Source organism: Carbonicoccus niuqiaonis, assembly GCF_050157065.1.
Classification (GTDB): Bacteria; Actinomycetota; Actinomycetes; order Propionibacteriales; family Propionibacteriaceae; genus Avipropionibacterium.
Window position 1 is genome coordinate 4,049,567 of sequence record NZ_CP189573.1, and the last position, 15,779, is coordinate 4,065,345.

Annotated in this window: 14 protein-coding genes, 1 pseudogene and 1 other annotated feature; of the genes and pseudogenes, 8 read left to right on the forward strand and 7 right to left on the reverse strand. The window is 69.2% G+C overall.

From position 1 onward, the window contains the following. Window positions 1-215: 215 nt before the first annotated feature. Window positions 216-2,045, forward strand: coding sequence for an alpha-amylase family protein (locus ACQBAU_RS18400; protein WP_465257173.1), 1,830 nt, complete (start codon window positions 216-218; stop codon window positions 2,043-2,045). Window positions 2,046-2,051: 6 nt separating this feature from the next. On the opposite strand, the gene ACQBAU_RS18405 is transcribed toward ACQBAU_RS18400, so the two are convergent. Both ACQBAU_RS18405 and ACQBAU_RS18410 read right to left on the reverse strand, forming a co-directional pair. Continuing rightward, window positions 2,052-3,245, reverse strand: a complete 1,194-nt coding sequence (locus ACQBAU_RS18405; protein WP_465257172.1) for an LCP family protein — start codon at window positions 3,243-3,245, stop codon at window positions 2,052-2,054. Window positions 3,246-3,364: 119 nt separating this feature from the next. Next, window positions 3,365-4,807: a glycoside-pentoside-hexuronide (GPH):cation symporter gene (locus tag ACQBAU_RS18410; protein WP_465257171.1), complete on the reverse strand. Its 1,443-nt coding sequence runs from the start codon at window positions 4,805-4,807 to the stop codon at window positions 3,365-3,367. Window positions 4,808-5,063: 256 nt separating this feature from the next. Between ACQBAU_RS18410 and ACQBAU_RS18415 the strand changes: the two genes are divergently transcribed. Next, a complete protein-coding gene (locus ACQBAU_RS18415; RefSeq protein ID WP_465257170.1) occupies window positions 5,064-5,657 on the forward strand; it encodes a pyridoxamine 5'-phosphate oxidase family protein in 594 nt (197 codons plus the stop codon). Between the two features lie 75 nt (window positions 5,658-5,732). Here the strand turns inward: ACQBAU_RS18415 and ACQBAU_RS18420 are convergent, their stop codons facing one another. Beyond that, on the reverse strand, window positions 5,733-6,602 hold the full coding sequence (locus ACQBAU_RS18420; RefSeq protein WP_465257169.1) for a discoidin domain-containing protein: 870 nt from the start codon (window positions 6,600-6,602) through the stop codon (window positions 5,733-5,735). A gap of 13 nt (window positions 6,603-6,615) precedes the next feature. Further along, window positions 6,616-8,202, reverse strand: coding sequence for an alkaline phosphatase D family protein (locus ACQBAU_RS18425; protein ID WP_465257168.1), 1,587 nt, complete (start codon window positions 8,200-8,202; stop codon window positions 6,616-6,618). Window positions 8,203-8,561: 359 nt separating this feature from the next. Here ACQBAU_RS18425 and ACQBAU_RS18430 point away from each other — a divergent pair, with 359 nt between their 5' ends. From ACQBAU_RS18430 to ACQBAU_RS18440, 3 genes and pseudogenes are all read left to right on the forward strand, one after another. Beyond that, window positions 8,562-8,981, forward strand: coding sequence for a hypothetical protein (locus tag ACQBAU_RS18430; RefSeq protein WP_465257167.1), 420 nt, complete (start codon window positions 8,562-8,564; stop codon window positions 8,979-8,981). Between the two features lie 34 nt (window positions 8,982-9,015). Further along, window positions 9,016-10,299, forward strand: a pseudogene (locus tag ACQBAU_RS18435) (IS3 family transposase). Further along, window positions 9,285-9,419: a sequence feature (AL1L pseudoknot), on the forward strand. (Overlaps the previous pseudogene by 135 nt.) Before the next feature lie 118 nt (window positions 10,300-10,417). Then, window positions 10,418-10,687, forward strand: coding sequence for an excalibur calcium-binding domain-containing protein (locus ACQBAU_RS18440; protein ID WP_465256847.1), 270 nt, complete (start codon window positions 10,418-10,420; stop codon window positions 10,685-10,687). A gap of 55 nt (window positions 10,688-10,742) precedes the next feature. Here ACQBAU_RS18440 and ACQBAU_RS18445 read toward each other — a convergent pair whose 3' ends face one another. Further along, window positions 10,743-11,942 (reverse strand): ATP-binding protein, encoded by a 1,200-nt coding sequence (locus tag ACQBAU_RS18445; RefSeq protein ID WP_465256848.1) that lies wholly within the window; start codon window positions 11,940-11,942, stop codon window positions 10,743-10,745. Between the two features lie 101 nt (window positions 11,943-12,043). Next, a complete protein-coding gene (gene aat, locus ACQBAU_RS18450) occupies window positions 12,044-12,730 on the reverse strand; it encodes a leucyl/phenylalanyl-tRNA--protein transferase (protein WP_465256849.1) in 687 nt (228 codons plus the stop codon). Between the two features lie 162 nt (window positions 12,731-12,892). Here aat and ACQBAU_RS18455 point away from each other — a divergent pair, with 162 nt between their 5' ends. Further along, the gene (locus tag ACQBAU_RS18455; protein ID WP_434550846.1) at window positions 12,893-13,561 is read left to right on the forward strand and encodes an EcsC family protein; all 669 of its coding nucleotides are present in this window, start codon (window positions 12,893-12,895) and stop codon (window positions 13,559-13,561) included. Here ACQBAU_RS18455 and ACQBAU_RS18460 read toward each other — a convergent pair. Further along, window positions 13,554-13,769 (reverse strand): hypothetical protein, encoded by a 216-nt coding sequence (locus tag ACQBAU_RS18460; RefSeq protein ID WP_465256850.1) that lies wholly within the window; start codon window positions 13,767-13,769, stop codon window positions 13,554-13,556. The genes ACQBAU_RS18455 and ACQBAU_RS18460 overlap by 8 nt on opposite strands. 86 nt (window positions 13,770-13,855) lie before the next feature. Between ACQBAU_RS18460 and ACQBAU_RS18465 the strand changes: the two genes are divergently transcribed. Next, entirely contained in the window at window positions 13,856-15,070 is a 1,215-nt protein-coding gene (locus ACQBAU_RS18465; RefSeq protein ID WP_465256851.1) for a sensor histidine kinase, read from the forward strand. Continuing rightward, entirely contained in the window at window positions 15,067-15,726 is a 660-nt protein-coding gene (locus ACQBAU_RS18470; RefSeq protein ID WP_465256852.1) for a response regulator, read from the forward strand. Before ACQBAU_RS18465 ends, ACQBAU_RS18470 begins: the two co-directional genes overlap by 4 nt. Window positions 15,727-15,779: the final 53 nt, after the last annotated feature.

Here is a 15,779-nt window from a genome sequence, read left to right on the forward strand (position 1 = left end):
TCGACGTCCCCGAGACACCGACATTCAACTCCACCGAACGCCAGGCGTCAGCCGGTGTCCGCGGTGAGGCGGACGTGTCGACGAGCTCGACGGGCGTTGTGGGGCGTCTCGGCGGGCGTACGGGGCGTCTCGACGGTGGGTCTTGACGGCTCCCTCCGCAACCGGTTGGCTTGCCATCTCTTGTGCTGTCCCCCAGCCCGCACGAAGGAGCACCGATGCCCAGCCACCGTCCCACCCGCCCAAGGATCGGCACCGCCCGAACGGCCGTGACCGTCGTGGTGTCGCTGCTGATGGTCCTCAGCACGCTCACCGCCAGCCCGCGTCCGGCCGTGGCCGAGGAGGGTGCGGCACCGCCGGGGATGCCGGACAACTGTGCGCTGCCGCCGGCCGGGCCGAAGGCGTCGTCGCCGATCACCGGCTACTTCGTGCTCTACGACTCCGACTACTGCGACGCACTGCAGAAGATGGCCGGGATCCGCGCCGTCGGCGGCGACACCGTCATCACCTTCGGCCACAACCTGCGCCTGGTCGAGGTGGACGAGACGGGCCGGGTGCTGGGGTCCGACGGCTCCCCCGATCCGCAGTGGACCGACTGCCTCGAGGGTGGGGTGACCTGTGTCCGGGCTGCCCGCAATGCGGTTCCCGGAGCGACCGTCGATCGGGTGCTGCGCTACTCCTCTCCCGAGCGGCTGGGTGAGCAGACCCTGCGGTGCACCGAGAACGGCCGTGACGCCGAGGTGATCAACAACGGCATCCGCTACCAGCGACTGCTGCTGCCCGCTGACGGGGCCGAGGACACCGACTGCACGGCCGAGCACTCCTCGTACGACCTGGTGCTGATCCGCAACGGGGCGGTCGATGCTCCCGACCCGACCGAGTCGATGTTGGCCGCCGCCGACCGGATGGGCCTGGAGTTCCACATCGGGATGCCGGTACCGGGCAAGGACCCGAAGGCCGCGTGGCTGCCCGACGGGGCGTTGCTCGGGGTGACCGGACTGTTCAGCGCGCGACTGTTCCGTGACTGGGCCGTCTCGCACGCCGATCATCCCTCGTTCGTCGGGGTGTACCAGTCGACCGAGATCCCGATGAAGTCCAACGCTGCTTGGGATGCCGGCTACGACCTGTACACCGTGCAGCACCACCTGGCGGCGGACCTGCTGCCCGGCAAGTCGATCACCATCAGTCCGTACGTCGACGCGCGGCCCCACATGGGGGTGCCGATCGAGATGTCGCGGACCGCCTTCATCCGCATGGCCAACACCGCCCCGGCTGGCACCGCGATCAACATCGCTCCGCAGGATGGGCGGGGCACGTCGAAGGTCGGGGCGTACTTCCCCGACGAGATCGACAACATCGTCGATCCGCAGCTGTGGCCGCTGGTCGGTGAGGTCACCTATCGCGAGGCGTACCGCGGCACCACCGGCGAGTACTACAGCAGTGCGGCGGCCGGCCGGGCCGAGCTCGCCAACCCCGACGCCGAACTCTGGTACAACATCGAGCTGATGCGCCGTGGCGTCGGCGAGGGCCAGACGGCCTGCGACCCCAGTACGGGCAGCATCGCAGCCACCTGGGATCAGGTGAGCAAGCAGGTCAGTGTCGCCGGCAACCACGCGACCAAGGTGATCGCGTTCATGTACGACCGGATCGCCACCTGCACCAACCCCGGCATCCCCAGCCTGGTCGACCAGCTGTTGGCGGCCGAGGGGCGTCCGATCCCCAACTCGGCGGCCTGGGTCGACGGTTCGTCGCGGTCCCGCGCGGGGGTGTTGATCACCGGGTACGACCTCGGCCGGGCGACCGCCACGATCTCGTACCGCAGCACCGACGGATCCGTACGGGAGCAGCACTTCTCGCGCTCCGAGCTGCGCTGGCACCCCACGTACGGTCGGCAGCACGCCGACACGATGGCGATCGGCGTCCAGGCGCTGACCGCACCGCTGGCCCGACCGGCCGATCTGGACCCGGAGATGCCGTGGCTGGAGGTGTCGATCACCAATCCGGCCGGCTCGATCACGTACGGCACGTACCGGGTCGTGCCCGGCTGAGCCTCGTCAGTTGTGGAGCCTGCCGTCGCGGAGGTCGGCGAACAGCGACTTGGCCCCGGAGCCGAGCAGCACCACCGACTGTCCACCGCGGGTGCCGAAGCCGCCCTTGGCCACGGCCCGGGCGACCGCGGTCGGTTTCAGGCTGAGCCCGTGGCCGGCGAACTGCAGCGCGGCCTCGGCCGGCAGGTTGGTGGTGGTCAGCTTCGACATGGTGGTGACCAGCGGCCCGAACTGCCGGGGATCGCGCCCGCGGACGGTCAGGCCGAGCGCGACCAGCAGCTCCTGCTGGTTGGCCGACCGGTCGAAGTCGCCACCCGGCAACGATTTGCGCTCACGGGCGAACCAGAGCGCCTTGTGCTCGTTGAGGGTGATGTTGCCCGTGCCGATGCCCCGGTTGGGCATCGCGTGCTTGGAGTGGACGGTCACCGTGCCGAGGGCGCGGACCAGGCCACGGAAGCCGTTGAACCCCATCACCAGGTGATGTGGCAGCTGGCTGCCGATGAGGGCGGCGACGGTGGCGCGTTGGGCGTCCGGCCCGCGCAACGCCATCGCACTGTTCAGCTTGCCGCTCCCGCCGCCCGCGATCGAGACCCAGGAGTCGCGCGGCAGGCCGACCAGCGCGGCCGAACCGCGGCCGTCGACGGCCAGCACCTGAATGGCGTCGGCCCGGCTGCGCGTGACCGACTGCCCGTCCTGCTCCCGCGCGTCCGACCCGAGCAGCAGGACGAACTGCCGACCGCCGAGCCGTGGCGTCGGCATGCCCAGGCTCGGCCACCAGCCGGCGACGACCAGCCAGCCGCCGGAGTCCTTGAGCAGCAGGGACCGGTCCGGGCCCTGACTGAGGCAGGCGACCGGGGTGCCGTGCCAGTCGCCGCGGCTCCCGGTGACGGTCACCGGCGCCTTCGGCCGGCCACGCTGCTGCAGGACCTCGGCCGCCTTCGAGGTCCGGATCGTGCCGCCGTCGTACAGCGCCGTCGCCACCTGGGTGAGTTCGCCGTCCAGTCCCTCGGTCCGCACGGCCGGGGGTGTCGGGGTGGGCGTCGGCGTGGGGGTCGGCGTGGGAGTCGGGGTCGGGGTGGGTGTGGGAGTGGGAGTCGGTGAGGACGGTGGGGGTGGCGCAGCCGGTTCGGGCGTACACGCCGCCACCAGGGCTGCTGCCGCGGCGAGCACGCCCCGACGGGTGAGGCGTCGGAAAGTCATGGCGGCGATGGTAGGTCGCCGCACCCACTTCACCCAACCCGTCGGGTCCAACCCATTGGGTCCAACCCATTGGGCGCAACCCATTGGGCCCAACCAGCCGTCGGACCCCGACGGCGGCGTCAGCGATCCGTCTGCCGCTGGAGCCGCTCGGTCCGCCGGGTCTGGATTTCGGCGACGATCTCCTGGAATCGCGCCTCGGTGAGCGGGTAGAACCACATCACGATCTGCCCGAACAGTGTGGCCCCGGCCACGAACACGACGGCCCACAGAACGATGTTGCCCGCCACCTCCGCCGAGACCGGGGCGCCGGCGGCAACGTCCTCGGCGACGAACCCGGCCCAGACCAGCGCCCACCCGCCGATGAAGCCGCCCAGGGCCTGGCCCATCTTGCGCATGAACGAGAACACCGCGTACGTGGTGCCCTCGGTCCGCTTGCCGATCTTCCACTCGCCGTACTCGACGCAGTCGGCCTCGAGGGCCCACATCAAGGTGTTCGTGCCGTAGACCCCGATGCCCATCACGAAGAACGCGACCGAGCCGAGCCACGGCAGCGTCTCCAACGGGCTGAAGATCAAGATGGCGGCCCCGACGTACATGGCGAACCCGACCAGGATGAAGCCCATCTTCTTGCCGATGGTGCGCACCATCACCGGCACCAGCGGTGCGACGACGAACAGTGCAGCGGTCTGCGCGGTGGCGTTGACGGCGATGTAGGTCCCGGAGCGCTGGCCGTACAGCGCGACGTACGACCCGAGGGTGCTCAGCACCGTCATGCCGGTCAGGAATCCGACCGAGCCCAGTGACAGGATCTGCAGCGGCCGGTTGAGCAGCAGCGCACCGAAGCTCTCCTTGACCGACACCGGCTCCGGGTCGCGGTAGACCTGCTCGCGGGTGCCCCACACCATGAACAGATACAGCAGGGCTGCGACGACCGAGATCAGGCCGACGGTGAGCGCGAGGGCGTTCTGCAGCCCCTGGGCGTCACCCTCGAACCGATCGATCTGCGGCGCGATCAACCATGACAGTGCGAGGATCATCGCCGCCGCACCGTACATCCGGAAGCTGGCGAGCTTGCCGCGTTCGGTCGGCACCTGGGTCAGCGATGGCGCCATCGCCCCGTACGCGATGTTGACGATGGTGTAGAAGACCGAGCCCATCAAGAAGTACGTGACGTACATGTAGACGGTGTGGAAAGCCGTGCTCTGGTTGGGAAAGATCAACGCCGCCGCGTACATCAGCCAGTTCATGATCAGCAGGGGGCCGAAGAACCAGAGGATGATCGGGCGGAACTTGCCGAGCTTGCCCGGCTTCTTCATGTCGATGATGCGACCCATCACCAGGTCGCTGACCGAATCGATGAAGCGCAGCGCGAGGAACATGGTGCCGATCACGCCACCGGCGATGCCGATCACGTTGGTGTAGTACAAGATCAAGAACATCCCGGCCATCGTGAAGCAGACGTTGCCGGCCGCATCTCCGGCCGCGTAGGCGAGGTAGTTCTTTGCGGTGAGGGGGCGCACCTGCGGCGCCACGTCCTCGGTCACCGCCACGGTCTCAGCCACGACGCACTCCCTCACTGGTAACGACGCGGCGCCAGATGTGATGCCGACACGCGGCCCCGCGAGGATTCCTCGATCGTATGGCACAAGGGCATTTTGGGTAAGGCAGGGCGGGCGCAGTCGCCGCAGCCGGTCCTCGGGGACAGGTCGCGTCAGGGTCAGGGTTGATTCAGGTGGGCATCAAGGTCACGGGGGCTCGTGCAGCAGGCCGGCCGGGGCGAGACTGGTTCGGACGCATCCACTCGAGGAGATGAGCCCGATGGCAACACCGGTCCGCGACCGGCTCAAGAGGTTCCGGCGCGCCGTGTCGAGCCGCGGCGGATTGACGTACCGGCGCTGGGCGATGCGGCACCACGACGACTCGGTCGACGGTGCGATCGATGCAGCCCGCGACCTGATCCGGTCGAAGCAGAACTGCCTGGTGGTGACCATGTCCCAGACCGGGACGCCGGTGGCACGCGTCGTGCAGCCATGGCATCCCGACGGCGACTGGGTGATCAGGTTCGGCACCGACCCCGACTCACGGAAGGCACACGACATCGCCCGCACGGGTCGCTGCCTGCTGGTGTACTCCGACGACGCCCGGTCCCGCAGCGTCTCAGTGGACTGCTCCGCCCGGCTGGTGACAGACCTGGCCACCAAGCGGCGTTGGTTCATGCCGTTCTGGACCGCCTTCTGGCCGGCCGGCCCGGAGTCGGCAGCCTTCGTGGTTGTCGAGTGCGTGGCCGAGTCGATGGAGCTGTGGGACGGGCGAGCCGTCGTCGCCCCCGAGCCGTTCGGCCTGCGGTCGCGGCACCTCGCCCGGACCGACGTGGGCTGGGCGCAGGCCGAGCCCGTGCAGCCAACGCGCTGAGGGCGTCTCGACGAGCTCGACGGACGGATGGAACTCGACAAGCTCGACCGGCGGGTGGAGCTCGACGGGCGTCGGTCAGGTGGCCGGGCCGTACACCTCGAATTCGAGCAGTCGGGAGTAGTTGCTACCCGCATCGGTGATCAGGATCCGCACGGCGTCGGTCCGCTGCGCCGGGAACGTGGTGACGACGTGGATCTGGTCGTTGCCGGTCTGCTCGGCCACCGTCCGCCACGCCTCACCGTCACGGACCTGGATCTCGAAGTCGCGGATGCCGTTCGTCTCGCCCGGCGCCTTGGTCCAGAACTCCACCCGGTCGATGGTCTGCGGGCCCTCCCACTGCACGCCCCACCAGTCCGGGAACACCGCCCGGGTGCCGTCGTTCCAGCCGGTCTCCTCCCAATGGGAGTCCTCGCGGTCACCGTCCACGGGGCCGCAGAGCTGGAAGTTGCCGTGGGTGGACGAGGCGATGGCCTGCTCGCCGTACGCCAGGTTCGTACCCGGGCCGGGCTGTGGTGCGGCCGTCACGGTGACCGGAACCGTCTTGGTCTGCTCGTGGCCGCGTTCCCCGGTGGTGACGGTGATGTCGTACGTGCCCGCGGCAGTCCCGCGCGGTGCCTGCACCTCGAATGTCTTCGCGACCCGCTGGTCCGGGTCGGCGGCCGGCAGGTAGCTGGAGAACACCGTGTCCGACAACGTGATCGGCTTGGCCGCACCGAGGACGGTGTCGGCGAAGACCGGCTCCGAGCCGGTGTTGGTCATCGCCACCTCGAGCTGACCGGGCAGGCAGGGCAACCCCGTCACGGTCAGCTCGCCCGGAGTGACCGAGAGCTCCACACCCGTGGCGGGCTTGGCGTTCGGCCGGGCGTCGACCCCGGGCACCGTGGTGCTGAGCGACACCCCAGCGACCAGGGCGACGGCGGCAGCGGTCAAGATCTTCTGTTTCATGTCGGTGTTCCTCTCAGGCCTGTTGGATGGCGGCGACGCCGTTCTCGACGGCCAAGGTGGTGCGGGTGCTGACGGTGCCGTCGGGGACGACGACCCGGTCGCAGACCCGGAACTCCGAGAGCCACAGCTCGGGAGTGACGGTGCAGCTGACATAGCCCCGTTGGAAGTTGCCGAACTTCATGTGCGGGTTCTGGTCGAGCAGCACCTGGCCGCCCGGGTCGAGGTCTTCGCCGTCCTGGGCGGACGAGATCGAGGTGCCGACGAACTCGGTGGCGACCACCGTGGAGTCGGGGTCGCCGAAGTCGAGGGCGAGGTCGCTGACGACCGTCCGGTGCAAGTCGCCCGCCACGCTGACCACGTTGCTGACACCGCGCTCGTCGATGCCGCCGAGCAGCCGGTCACGAGAGGCGCCGTAGCCGTCCCACGGGTCGGTCGGTGCGTCGATGCCCTCGGTGGGATCCCTGTCCAGCAAGGTGATCGCGGTCTGGTGGCCCATCACCTTCCAGGTCGCCGAAGAGGCGGCGAGCCCGTCGAGCAGCCAGGCCTCCTGCTCATGGCCGAGCATGGTGCGCGAGGGGTCCTCGGTGGTCGGGTTCGGCGCCGAGCCGGGGGCCTGCTTGCTGCGGTACTGGCGCGTGTCGAGCATCGAGAAGTCGGCCAGTTGGCCGTACTGCAGGCGCCGGTAGAGCTGCATGTCGGGGCCGACCGGGCGTTGCGGGATGCGCAGTGGCATGTTCTCCCAGTACGCCCGCAGCCCGTTGGCCCGCCGGACCAGGAACTCGTCGGCCGGGGTGGCGCCGGCGTTCATGTCGGCCCAGTTGTTGACCACCTCGTGGTCGTCGTACACCACGATCCACGGAGCGGACTGGTGTGCGGCCTGCAGGTCGGGATCGGTCTTGTAGTAGGCGTACCGCTGCCGGTACTCGTCGAGGGTGACCGTCTGCCGGGTACGCAGCAGGTCGTCGTCGCCGGGCCGGACGCCGCGGTCGTTGCCGAACTCGTAGATGTAGTCGCCCAGGAACAGCACCACGTCGTGGCGGCGGGCGGCGAGGTCGCGGTGGGCGGTGAACCAGCCCTCCCACGACGCCTGGCAGGAGGCGAACGCCATCGTCATGCCGGCGGCCAACTGGCCGAGTGCTGGTGCCGTCTTCGTTCGCCCGGTCGGGCTGATGTGGCGGCCGCTGCGGAAGCGGTAGAAGTACTCCCGGGCCGGCTCGAGGCCACGGACGTCGACGTGGACCGAGTGGCCGTACTCCGGGGCTGCCGTGGCACGGCCGGTCCGGGCGATGTGGCGGAAGTTCTCGTCGTGGGCGATCTCCCAGCGCACCTGGTACGAGCGGTGCCGGTCCATGCCGCCGAACGGCATCAGCGGGTCCGGGGCGAGCCGGGTCCACAGCACGACGCCGTCGGGCAGCGGGTCACCGGAGGCGACGCCCAGGGTGAACGGGTCGATCCGTGGCGAGGCCACCGAGTAGGCAGTGGCGGAGGTGATGCCGGGCAGGGCACCGGCGACAGCCAGGGCGGCGGCGCCGCCGGTGACGGTGAGGAACCGGCGGCGGGTCGCAGTGCTCAACCGGTCTGGAAGGGTGGGTTCGGACATGCCTGCCAGCCAACGGGCGTTCCGTGAACAGCGGCGAACGGCGGCGTGACGGTCAGCCGAAGCTCCGTCGACGGTCGGTGGGCGTGCCCGGCCCGGTCCTTGCCGCGCGGTCGCGAGCCCGGACACCGGGTCCTCGTCGTACAAAGGGGCGCCACAGCGACGTCTGCGACACATACGTCCACGTGTGTCGCTGTGGCGCCCTTCTGTACGGCTGCGCCGAGGAGGATTTCCCCTTCTCTTCTGCTTCTGTCATGATTCGCCCATCAATGGCACGTGAGCAAGGACCCCTGATGAACAGTGTTGGTGGTTGGAGTGCGCCTGAATCCCGCACGGCGAAAGCATCCCCCAGTCGCTTGGGCATGACGGTGATGTTGATCGTCACTGCCTGCATCTTCGTGCCGTTCACCGCCGTGGGAGTGATCGCAGGTTGGCCGGCCTTCGGCTTGTGGGTGGCCGGATTCATCCCCTTCGGGTATGCGATCTGGCAGTTCATCCGAGCTCGCTGGCAGCGAGCACTGGTGACCCTGGGCGCCGGACTGGGTGCCGGCGTCGTCGGTCTGGGCTCGCTGGCCGTCTCGCCCAGCGTGACCCAGCCCGATATGGCCGCCGTTCCGGTCCCCGCGGCAGCGGTGTCGCACAGCACGTCGTCCTCCGCGCCAACATCACCGTCACCCAGCACCGCAACGTCAGCCGCCGTCTCCTCGACGCGGCCAGCGTCGCCCACCCCGGCAGCAAGCCTCCCGCCTTCCACACGACAAACTGAAGCGCCCCAGGTTTGATGCCGCATCTTTGTGAGTTGGAAGGATGCAGTCCATGCCCAAGAAGATCGATGGCGAGCTCAAGGCTCGCGCTGTCCGGCTGGTCGCCGAGCACCAGCAGGAGTATCCGTCGCTGACCGCTGCCTGTGAGGCGGTGGCTCGGCAGCTCGGCATCGGCAAGGAGTCTGTTCGCCGTTGGGTGCGACAAGCTGAGGTCGACTCGGGTCTGCGGCCCGGTCTCACATCGACGGAAAACGAAGAGATCAAGAAGCTGAAGGCGGAGAACCGTCGGCTCCGTGAGGACGTGGCGATCCTACGCGCGGCCACGTCTTTCTTCGCGGGGGAGCTCGACCCCCGCAGCCGCTGATCATGGGATTCATCGACACCATGCGCGAGCAAGGCCATGCGGTCGAGTCGATCTGCCGGGTCCTGCGTGAGCAGGGCTGCCAGGTCGCCGCGCGGACCTACCGAGCCTGGAAACGCGCTCACCTGAGGATCGCTGCTCAGACGATCACTGACGCGATCGTCGAGGACAAGATTCGTGACCTGGCCTGGACCATCGATGAGCGCGACGGCCGACGCAAGCTGACTCCCGAGGGCCTCTACGGTCGGCGCAAGATGACCGCGCTGGTCCGCCGGCACCTGCCCGAGGCATCCCCGGGCAGCGTCGATCGGGCGATGAGAAGCCTTCAACTGAGCGGGATCCGCCGCAGCAAGAAGCTGCGCACCACGATCCCGGGCCAAGAACGGTAATCGCGCCGGGGACCTGCTGGATCGCGACTTCACCGCCCCGGCCCCCAACCGGGTCTGGGTCGCCGACTTCACCTACTGCCGCACCTGGGCCGGCTGGGTCTATGTCGCCTTCATCGTCGATGTGTTCGCCCAGAAGATCGTGGCCTGGCACGCCGCGACCGTCCGCGACGTCGACCTGGTGATGACCCCGCTGCGGATCGCGTTGTGGCAGCGCGGCCGCGACGGCACCCCGATCACCCGCGAAGAGCTGATCTGTCACTCTGATGCCGGCCGACAGTACACCGCGATCCACTACACCGAGCACCTCGCGCTCGAGGGCATCCACCCCTCGATCGGGTCGGTCGGCGATGCCTACGACAACGCGCTGATGGAGACGATCATCGGCCTGTTCAAGACCGAGTGCATCCGCACCACGGTCTTCCACGACGGTCCCTACAAGACGATCGCCGACGTAGAGTACGCCACCGCCGGCTGGGTCGACTGGTACAACCAGCGGCGCCTGCACAGTAGCCTCGACTACATGACCCCGGCCGAGTTCGAGGCCGCCCACTACGCGACCCTCACCCGAGAGCCGCAACCCGTATGAGAGCGGCAGAGAACCTGGGGCGCTTCAAACGGTCAAGCGTGCCGCGTCACCCGGGCCGGACAGCTCACCCAAGCCGAAGCCCATTCCGCCATTGCCGGCCACCACCAAAGCGCCAACAGTGACGACGCAACCGAAGCCGGCACCCAAGACGACAGCACCCAAGACGACCGCACCCAAGACGACCGCAGCCAAGCCACCGCCGGCCAGGACCACAGCACCCAAGCCGCAACCGGACGTCCAGCCCAAGACGGAATCGAAGACCGACCCACGCTTCGGGACCTGCAAGGAGGCGATCCGTCAGGGTTACGGGCCGTACATCCAGGGCAAGGATCCGGAGTACGGCTGGTACCGGGATCGGGACAAGGACGGCATCGTCTGCGAACGCTGACGAACCTGGCACCAGTAGCCAAGAGGTCGGGACATGGGCTGGGGCCCGTAGCCCATCAGTCGACCTGTTGGCTGCGCAGGTACCGGCCGAAGTGCGGCACGGTGAAGGCGATGCGGCCGCGCTCGCCGGAGTAGATCAATCCCTTCTTCAGCAGGGCATCCCGGGCCGGTGACAGGCTCTGCGGCTTGCGGCCGAGCAGCTCGGCGACGGCCGCGGTCGCCACGGTGCCGGTGTCATCGGTGTCGGCGCCGGCGACGTCGGCCATCGCGCGCAGGTACTCCCGTTCGGCCGGGGTGGCACGTTCGTAGCGGGAGCCGAAGAAGCCGACCGCCAGTTCGGACTCGGCCTCGGGGACGGCGACCCGGACGTCCTCGGCGGTGATCGGGCTGTGGGGTGCGACGTCCCAGGTGACCTTGCCGTACGCCTGCAGGAAGTAGGGATAGCCGCCGGTCACCTCGTACAACGCGTCCAGCGCACCGGTCTCGAACTCGGCACCCTCGTCGGCGGCCGGACTGACCAGGGCCCGTTCCGCGGCGGTGCGGTCGAGCCGGTCGATCCGGTTGTAGCGGAAGAGCCGCTCCGAGTACGACTTCGACGCCGACAGCACGGCCGGCAGGTGGGGCAGGCCGGCGCCGACGATGATCAACGGCAACCCCTGCTGGCTGAGTTCGTGACAGGCCGCGCACAGCGCCGACACGTCGTCGGGCCCGAGGTCCTGCATCTCGTCGATGAACAGCGCGACCCCGATCTCCCGGTCCGCGGCGAGTCCGGCGACGTCGGCCAGCAGCTCGACCAGGTCGATCTCGATGTCGCCGGAGTCGGCCCGACCCGGGTTGGCCGGGACCTTGATGCCGGGGTTCCACCGCTCGCGCAGCTTCGTGCCCGGCTTGGCCTCCCGCTCCACGAACGACCGGATCGTCCCGAGCACCTGATCGGCGAGTTCCGGTGACGCGTGACCCAGTTCGCGTACGGCCATGTGCAGCGCGGCCGACAGCGGTCGCCGCAAGGACTGGTCGGGGCGGGCCTCCATCTTGCCGGTGCCCCACCCGGCGCGGACCGCCCCGGAGCGCAGTGTGTTGAGCAGTACGGTCTTGCCGACGCCACGAAGGCCGGTGAGGATCATCGACCGCTCGGGCCGACCCCGTGCGATTCGTTCCAGCACGACGTCGAACTGCTTCAACTCCTGGTCACGACCGGCCAGCTCGGGAGGTCGCTGACCGGCGCCGGGGGCGTACGGATTCTGGATCGGGTCCACGATCAGACCGTATCGGCCAATCTAGGATTCCCCCGAGACATCGGCAGAGTGTCTGATCGAATCAGCCCTATCAGCCCGTATCGCAGCATCTAGCACTGTCTCTAGATTGACCAAGACTCCGGCAGCGACGCCCAGCTCGGGGCCGGGGTGGGCAGCACCTGTCGCAGACGGTCGAGGTAGTCGTAGCGGTCGATCTCGATCACCCCCAGCGTCGCGAGGTGATCGGTCCGCCACTGCACGTCGAGCAGCCGCTCCCCGCCGGCGCCGTTCAGGAAGTCGACCAGGCGGACCAGCGCGACCTTGGACGCATCCCGTCCACGCTCGGGGTCGTGGAACATCGACTCGCCGGCGAACAGGCCGCCGAGTCCGACGCCGTACAGCCCGCCGACCAGGTTGTCGTCGCCGTCCCAGCACTCCACCGAGTGGGCCAGGCCCCGCTGGTGCAGTTGCCCGTAGAGCGTGGCGATCCGCTCGTTGATCCACGCGCCCTCACGGTCCGGGTCGGCACACTTGGCGACGACCCGGTCGAAGGCGGTGTCGGCGGTCACCCGGTAGCGTTTCACCATCTTGCGCAGGCTGCGGGTGACGCGGAGGCCGTCCAGGGGCAGCACCCCGCGCCGCCGCGGCGAGAACCACGCCATCTCCGGGCTCCCGTGCACCTCCACCGGCATCGGGAACACCCCGTGGGCGTACGCCTCCACCACCATCCCGATCGAGAACTCCGTCGAGATGCCCACGACGTCGTGGTCGGGCCACGCCACCGGGTCGCCGAAGATCAGGGAGGTCATGACAGTCATTGTGCTGGTCGATCGGTCAGTGGGCCGGTCCCGGGGGCGGGTCGGGGTCGTTCCGGGGTGTCCCCACCCGACGTGGCGCGTACGCTGGGGAATGCTGACCCGCACCACCACGTGGGCGCACAGGGAGTCCTGCGGGGCGGTGAAGGAGGCCACATGTCCGACAAGCCGATGGGCAAGGTGATGGAACGGCTGCAACAGGCGGCGCCGGTCGCGGGCGGCGTGCTGCGTCGCATGCTGGAGACCGCGATCGACGGTGTCGGGCCACTCCCCAGTGCGAAGCACTCCGCCATCTCCCACCTGCAGCGCACCGGTGACGTCGACCATGCCATCGATTCGTTGATCACCACCCACATCGCGATGGCGGGCGCCCAGGGCTTCGTCACCAACCTCGGTGGCTTCGCCGCGATGCCGATCACGATCCCGGCCAACACCGCCGGCATCCTCACCATCCAGACCCGGATGATCGCCGCGATCGCGCACCTGCGCGGCTACCACCTCGCCGACAACCGCGTCCGGACCGCGATCGTGATGTGCCTGCTGGGTGGCGAGGAGATCGCCCGCCGGATCCACCAGGGCACCCTGCCCACCTCGCCGATGGCGGTCGCCACCGCACCGGTGTTCGACCCCGAGCTCGACCAAGCGGTCGCCCGCGAGGTGCTCAAGACGATGGCGAGCCGGGTGGGCGGCAAGGGCCTCAGCATCACCGTCAGCAAGCGGATCCCGCTGATCGGCGGTGGTGTCGGCGCCGTCGTCGACGGCTGGGCGACCCGTCAGCTCGGCTCGTTCACCAAGGACGAACTGCGGACCCGCCGGGTCAGATGAGCCGGTGCGGATCGTCCGGCATCACCTCGGCCGGCGGTACGTGACCGCTGGGCGCCGCGGCGACCTCGTCAACCTCGTCGATCGCACCGGCCTCGGACCACAGCTCGGCCTCCTCGACCAACGCACGGTGCCTGGTCCGTACGACCACGGTCACCGCAACGGCCACCGCCGCAGCGGCAGCAAGTCCAATGATGATCTTGGTCCTCATGCCGACGAATGTAGCCCAGCGTGGGTGATCGATCAGGACCGTGGTCCGATGTCTTGGCCGGGCCACCGTCCTAGGCTGATGCCGAGATGACGAACGCCGTTCCCACCGTGGCTCCGCTCCCGGAGCTCGACCCGCTCCACCCACCCCGCCCGTGGTGGGTGATCAACGGCGTGTTCGCGGTCTTCCTGGTGCTGGGCGCGCTGGTCTGGTCGGGCGCCGCCGACCCTGGGGCCATCTGGGGCGACCTGCTGCTGTGCGCCGCGGTGGCCCCCCGGATGCACCGGCCGTGGCTGAGCCTGACCCTCGCCGTGTTGGGTGGCTGCATCCTGCTGGTGTTCAGCGACGGGCCGACGTTCGGGCTGGTCGTCGTCCCGATCGTCACCTACTCGATCGCTCGCTGGGGTGGCCGGCTGGTCCTCCGGGCCCTGTGGGGGGCGATGGCGTTCGCTGCCGTCGCCGCGCCACTCGACTGGTACGTGGGCCCACTGCTGGAGGGGTCGAGCACCTTCGCCGCGTTCGCCATGTTCGTGATGTGCGCGATGGTGGTGGTCTCGGCGTACGCCGTCGGACGGGCGCGCCGATCGATCCTGGTCACCCGGGCCGAACGACTGCACGCCGACCGGGAGCGGGAACGTCACCAACTCGTCGAACGCGAACAGGCGCTGCGGATGAGCGCGGTCGCCGAACGTACCCGGATCGCCCGCGAGTTGCATGACATCGTGGCCCACTCGCTGGCGGTGATCACCGTGCAGGCCGACGGCGGCCGGGCGATGGCGGCGACCAAGCCGGAGCTGGCGGCCGACGTGCTCGGCACGATCGCCGAGACCTCGCGCAGTTCGCTGGCGGAGATGCGATCCATGGTCCGGTTGTTGCGTGGTGAGGGCGAGGAGTCCGGCGACTTCGTGCCCGCTCCCGGCCTGGACGACCTGCCCGAGCTCGTCTCGCGCACCCCCAACGCGACGCTGTACACCGAAGGGCCTGTCCCCCTGGTCGGCGAGTCACTCGGGCTGACCACGTACCGGGTGGTGCAGGAGTCGCTGACCAACGTCCTCAAGCACGCCGGGCCGACCGCGCGGGCGAACGTGTTCCTCACCTACCAACCCGAGTTGATCATGGTCGAGGTGACCGACGACGGCCGTGGTGCCGCCACCCCACCGGACGGTCAGGGGAACGGGATCCGCGGGATGCGTGAGCGGGTCGACCTGCACGGTGGCACCCTCGACGCACGGCCGCGGATCGGCGGCGGGTTCGTGGTACGGGCCACCCTCCCGTACGGCGCCGGAGACCAGGAGGAACGATGACGGTACGGGTGGTGTTGGTCGACGACCAGGCCTTGGTACGTGGCGGTTTCGCGATGTTGATCGCGGCCAGTGACGACGTCGAGGTGGTCGGTGAAGCCGGCAACGGCGATGAGGCGGTCCGGCTGCTGCAGCGGATCGAGGCCGACGTCGTGCTGATGGACATCCGGATGCCGATCATGGACGGGGTGGCTGCGACCGCACGGCTGGCCGAGTTGGGCAATCCGGCCCGGGTGCTGGTGCTGACCACCTTCGACCTCGACGAGTACGTGTTCGCCGCCCTGAAGGCGGGCGCGGCCGGCTTCTTGTTGAAGGACGCCCGGCCCGACGACCTGCTGTCGGCGATCCGCAGTGTCGCCGCCGGGGACTCGGTGGTCGCGCCGAGCGCCACCCGGCGGCTGCTGGCACACGTCCTGCCCACCCTGCCCAGCGAGCAACCCGAGGCCGACACCCGGCTCGACGTGCTCACCGACCGGGAGCGCGAAGTGCTTGCCGAGGTGGGGATCGGGGCCACCAACGCCGAGATCTGTGAACGGCTCTACATGGCCGAGGGCACGGTGAAGACCCACGTCGGTCGGTTGCTCGCCAAGCTCGCGTGTCGGGACCGGATCGGCCTGGTGCTGCTCGCCCACGAGACCGGTCTCGTCGGGCGACCCTGACCCGTCCCGTACGACCACGGTCTGACCTCGTCAGGGCTGGTTCGGCGTCCGTG